The organism is Staphylococcus sp. EG-SA-18 (assembly GCF_017151825.1).
GTDB lineage: Bacteria > Bacillota > Bacilli > Staphylococcales > Staphylococcaceae > Staphylococcus > Staphylococcus aureus.
The window spans coordinates 1-2,762 of record NZ_JACYVY010000061.1; the positions used below are offsets into that span (position 1 = coordinate 1).

A 2,762-nucleotide genomic window follows, 5' to 3' on the forward strand; every position below is an offset into this window, starting at 1 on the left:
CAATCATATGGGTTGTAACGTTTATACAATCATCGTAAAACTCAATATGCTTAATTTATTCAAAATGTTCGTCAATAAGTACAATGAAAAGGAGATTGATTTTTTGAATAAAAAATATCTTATGATTGTAATTATAATTTTAATATTGATTCTAGGCGGAATCTTTTTGAAGATGAAATATGACGAAAAGAAATAATATGATGAACAAAAAGAAAGAATAACGATTTATATGAAGTACAATGTGAAAGGTTATAAAAATATAAGCTTCGCTAATTTTAAAGAAAACCCAATGGATGGTTATTCTATTAGTGGTTATATAAATAATGATAAAAAGTTATCATTTACAGCTGGTATAAGATCTGTTGATGATTTTCAATTTGATACCGATATTTCTTATACAGATGAATTGGGTAGAAAATTTAATAAAAATCCTAAGTCAGTTTCTGAAATAAAAAAAGAGCAAAATACGTCCAATAAATAATTGTTCATATTGTGATGAAACAAAAATATAAGTCATTAGATGAGTTTAACTATGTTATAAATATTTGTAGTATCTATAAAAATCTCGACACTATTAAAATGATAAAGTGCCGAGGTTTTCTTACTTATTTAGTTAATTCAAAGTTTATGCCAGATTCATAAGAATTTGTGACACTTTTAATAGTGTAACCATTGATTATTACAATTTATCAAATGGTCCTTTAGAAGGTATAAATAACAAAATAAAATTAATTAAACGTACATCTTTTGGTTATGGAAGTTACAATCATTTGCGCAATCGAATATTATTATGTTCAAAACTTTACGCTCCAAAAAGTAAAAAGGAAGTTAAGCAATGTTTAGTTGCTTAACTTCGGATATTGAACGCATCAGTCCAATTTGACATAGAGCCTTTTTTAGTTCTTGATGTTTCTCTTTAAAACCTTGCATATTTTACAAAAAGAAAAATTAGCAGTATAATTAAGACAACGAAAATAAGTATTTACTTATACACCAATCCCCTCACTATTTGCGGTAGTGAGGGGATTTTTATTGGTGCGGCTATATGTCACCTATTTTGTATTGCGTCTACTTAGCCAATAAGAAAAAAACGCAATGGCACAGCCACTGATGACTGGTGCTATGATGTGAACGAAAATAAGCATCACCTTATACACCTCCTCTCTGCGTCTAAATTGACGCCTGAGAGATAGGCGACTCTACTATTATATCATCGGCAAATATACAAGCACAGTCACTTGCTTCTGATAAGTTATATGATTCTAGCTGATAGATTGAATCGTCTACACTTAATTGGACAAATTCTATGAGAATAGATATTGTTAATTTAAGAAAGTAGGCGATTTTATTATGACAAGAGAAAGAAGATCATTTAGTTCAGAGTTTAAGTTACAAATGGTTAGATTATATAAAAATGGTAAGCCTAGGAATGAAATTATACGCGAGTATGATTTCACACCTTCGACGTTTGTAAATGGCGGTTATAAAATGTAGGAAAATGGATAAAGCAACATCAAAACACGGGTACATTCAATCACCAAGATAACTTATCGGATGAAGAAAAAGAGCTGATTAAATTACGCAAAGAAGTTCAACATTTAAAAATGGAGAACGATATTTTAAAGCAAGTAGCGCTGATTATGGGGCAAAAATAGAAGTCATTCAAAAGAATGCACATCAATATTCAGTATCAGCAATGTGTAAAGTCCTGATAATACTAAGAAGTACCTATTATGATTCTATAAAAAGAAAAGATAATAAAATCACTAAAGATGATTCAAACATAGAACATGCCGTCATAAATATTTTTAATTCTAATAGAAAAGTCTTTGGTACAAGACGAATTAAAAATCATTTAAATGACAAGGGTCTCACTGTATCTGGACAAAAGATAGGTCGATCATGAAAAAATCTAGTTTCTGTTTATACGAAATCTAAATACAAAAATCATCTAAAAGAAACTAATGAAAAACGAATTAAAAATCTTTATTATTAGCTGCTGGTGTATTATTTGTTAGTCCAATTTCATTATCTTATAATTCAGATGTAGCTCATGCTGAAGATAAGTTAGACCATTCTCAAGCAAAGGTAATATATTTGAGTAACCAAAATTTATTTGATGAACTTGAGAAAAAAGGTTATAAACTGGAAGATATATTTACAAAAGAAGAAATAAAAAAATATAAAGCTGAAGACCAATTAAGAGCGGGTAAAACTCAATATGTAGAAACAGGTAAAGATACTGCAACATTATATCTTTCTTCTGCATATACAAAAACAATAGCTGCTTTAGGTGCGGGGGCTATTAGCGTTATTTCTGCACTAACAGGTGGTTTAGTTGGCGCAGGTGTTGGTGGTTTCCTTGGATCTATAGCTGCATCGAATATTGATACTAGTAAGGGAGTATATATAAAATTAAAAACTAAAAAGAATGCAGCCGGGGAATACGTTCTGACAGGAGAAAAATGGGGATATCAGTAAGGGTGATTTTATGGATAGATTAAAATATTCACTTAAAGTTGGAATTTTAGCATTATTATTATTTTGTACTTTAAATTATTTAGTTCCAATGCAAAGTAATGCTTTTTCAATAATTATATATTCATCAATTTTTGCTGTGTTACTTATGCTTTTAAGTCAAGTCCAGACTCCTGTGTAAAATGCTATACAATGTTTTTACCATTTCTACTTATCAAAATTGATGTATTTTCTTGAAGAATAAATCCATTCATCATGTAGGTCCATAAGAACGGCTCCAATTA

General features: G+C 29.5%; 5 protein-coding genes and 2 pseudogenes. 5 read left to right on the plus strand and 2 right to left on the minus strand.

Going from position 1 to position 2,762, the window contains the following annotated elements; translation table 11 throughout:
• The first annotated feature begins 103 nt into the window (after positions 1–103).
• A pseudogene (locus IDG66_RS11955) lies at positions 104–481 on the plus strand (DUF1433 domain-containing protein).
• Between the two features lie 187 nt (positions 482–668).
• Positions 669–851: pseudogene (locus IDG66_RS11960) on the plus strand (transposase); the annotation flags it as partial.
• Here the strand turns inward: IDG66_RS11960 and IDG66_RS11965 are convergent.
• Together IDG66_RS11965 and sprA1 are read right to left on the minus strand one after the other, a co-directional pair.
• Positions 829–930 carry a hypothetical protein gene (locus IDG66_RS11965; protein ID WP_001791893.1) on the minus strand — a complete coding sequence of 34 codons (102 nt, stop codon included), beginning with the start codon at positions 928–930 and terminating at the stop codon, positions 829–831. The pseudogene IDG66_RS11960 and the gene IDG66_RS11965 sit on opposite strands and share 23 nt — an antisense overlap.
• Positions 931–1,052: 122 nt before the next feature.
• Complete coding sequence (gene sprA1, locus IDG66_RS11970) at positions 1,053–1,148, minus strand: type I toxin-antitoxin system Fst family toxin SprA1/PepA1 (protein WP_001801861.1); 96 nt, start codon at positions 1,146–1,148, stop codon at positions 1,053–1,055.
• Between the two features lie 202 nt (positions 1,149–1,350).
• Between sprA1 and IDG66_RS11975 the strand changes: the two genes are divergently transcribed.
• The 3 genes from IDG66_RS11975 (at position 1,351) to IDG66_RS11985 (ending at position 2,659) form a co-directional block, all read left to right on the plus strand.
• A complete protein-coding gene (locus IDG66_RS11975; protein ID WP_001549059.1) occupies positions 1,351–1,494 on the plus strand; it encodes a transposase in 144 nt (47 codons plus the stop codon).
• A gap of 603 nt (positions 1,495–2,097) precedes the next feature.
• Complete coding sequence (locus tag IDG66_RS11980) at positions 2,098–2,481, plus strand: hypothetical protein (RefSeq protein WP_000070814.1); 384 nt, start codon at positions 2,098–2,100, stop codon at positions 2,479–2,481.
• 10 nt (positions 2,482–2,491) lie between these two features.
• Positions 2,492–2,659 (plus strand): hypothetical protein, encoded by a 168-nt coding sequence (locus tag IDG66_RS11985; protein WP_206172203.1) that lies wholly within the window; start codon positions 2,492–2,494, stop codon positions 2,657–2,659.
• The last annotated feature ends 103 nt before the right edge of the window (positions 2,660–2,762 follow it).

Coding starts and splice junctions, on each gene's coding strand:
- IDG66_RS11985 (WP_206172203.1), top strand. CDS start 2,492: ATGGATAGATTAAAATATTCACTTAAAGTTGGAATTTTAGCATTATTA.
- IDG66_RS11975 (WP_001549059.1), top strand. CDS start 1,351: ATGACAAGAGAAAGAAGATCATTTAGTTCAGAGTTTAAGTTACAAATG.
- IDG66_RS11965 (WP_001791893.1), bottom strand. CDS start 930: ATGCAAGGTTTTAAAGAGAAACATCAAGAACTAAAAAAGGCTCTATGT.